The following is a 1,331-nucleotide window of genomic DNA, read 5'->3' on the forward strand; positions in this document are numbered from 1 at the left end:
GGGGATGGTCAAATCAAAACGAACAGCATAGGCGAGCAATAAAGACGCCATAATAATCAAAGCCGTCAGCACAAAGGTGATGACAAGGCGGTATCGCTGATAACGTTGAATAAATATTTCCATGAACTACACCCCCCGGAAATTTGAAAAACGCGGAATGAATCGGTGATGAGATTCGGGAACTAATTAGTTTCCATCCGGAAACGGTTATTTTACGCCGTGGCGGCGTTAATATGCGGTCTTTGGTATTGACCTCTGTGCCTGGATAATCAGGCCCGAGGTCCCCAGATCGACCCCATAGTGCTTGCGCAGCATTACCGGGCGCCGATCGTAGCTCGGCAGCGCACAAATATCAATATTGATGCCTTAAGCCGGCACATGCTTACGATCAGGTCGTGTCAGCATCCGTAGTTTCCAGGTATCGACGTTGCCCTCTTCGCGGAGCGGATCACTGACAGAGAACGGCAATCCATATTTCTTTAACCTCTTCCTTCAGCTTCTACTAAAAGAGCAAACGGTAAACACCTGACTCCTCAGGCTTCTTTTCACCAAACAGTCACGACATGTTTATACTCAAGGATTTTTCGATCACAGGTAATAAGCGGTACAGCCAATCGCCGAGCGAGAGAGATAATCATTCTATCCGCTGGGTCTTTATGAAAATCACCAGGAAGTTGAGTGCCGGCGATGGCGTCAATGGGAGAAAGGGGTTCAATCACTGTTGCCGGATAACTTCTTGCCAATTCATACCACTGCGATATATCCATAGGGATAACAAGTTTCCCCGATTGAACCTTAACTGCCACCTCCCAAACAGAGATAGAAGAGAGAATCAGAGCTCCTGTTTCCTGCTCTTGCTCGATGAATTTAACAGCAGCTGGAGATAATTTATCAGGATCATGCAACCACCACAGCCAGACATGTGTATCAAGCACAATCATGATTCTAACGCATCCCACAATTCTGGAGCAGGCTCATCAAAATCGTCAGCGATGGAGATGGTAACAGTTCGCAATGGAAAGCGCTTATTTTTATCCGGAAAGGTATCGGGCGGAATAGGTGTCAGTTGCGCAACAGGCTTTCCTTTACGACTGATAATGATGGTTTCATGATTTACAAAAACATCATCGAGTAAAGATGGCAACTGACTACGCGCTGATGATACCGACAAAGACCTCATGTTAACCTCCTGTATGATCTCTACTAATTGTACAAATTATCATGTACACCTTTCTTGCGTCAATCAACGATCTTAATTCATTATTTTAATGAATCTATTCAGCACCGGATCTTTGGATCCTATGTCAAGGGACGCGATTGTTTCCCGTTGG

At 45.5% G+C, this 1,331-nt stretch carries 2 protein-coding genes; both read right to left on the bottom strand.

Annotation, left to right across the window (positions count from 1 at the left end):
* Positions 1-545: 545 nt before the first annotated feature.
* Positions 546-941, bottom strand: coding sequence for a PIN domain-containing protein (locus AC6F7T_RS00005; RefSeq protein WP_500715889.1), 396 nt, complete (start codon positions 939-941; stop codon positions 546-548).
* The gene (locus tag AC6F7T_RS00010; protein WP_500715890.1) at positions 938-1,180 is read right to left on the bottom strand and encodes a type II toxin-antitoxin system Phd/YefM family antitoxin; all 243 of its coding nucleotides are present in this window, start codon (positions 1,178-1,180) and stop codon (positions 938-940) included. The genes AC6F7T_RS00005 and AC6F7T_RS00010 overlap by 4 nt, the downstream gene beginning before the upstream one ends.
* Positions 1,181-1,331 lie beyond the last annotated feature (151 nt).

It is taken from the genome of Pelovirga sp. (assembly GCF_059864205.1).

What these genes read in the sequence shown, in the direction of transcription:
- AC6F7T_RS00010 (WP_500715890.1), bottom strand. Translation starts at nt 1,180, where the DNA reads ATGAGGTCTTTGTCGGTATCATCAGCGCGTAGTCAGTTGCCATCTTTA.
- AC6F7T_RS00005 (WP_500715889.1), bottom strand. Translation starts at nt 941, where the DNA reads ATGATTGTGCTTGATACACATGTCTGGCTGTGGTGGTTGCATGATCCT.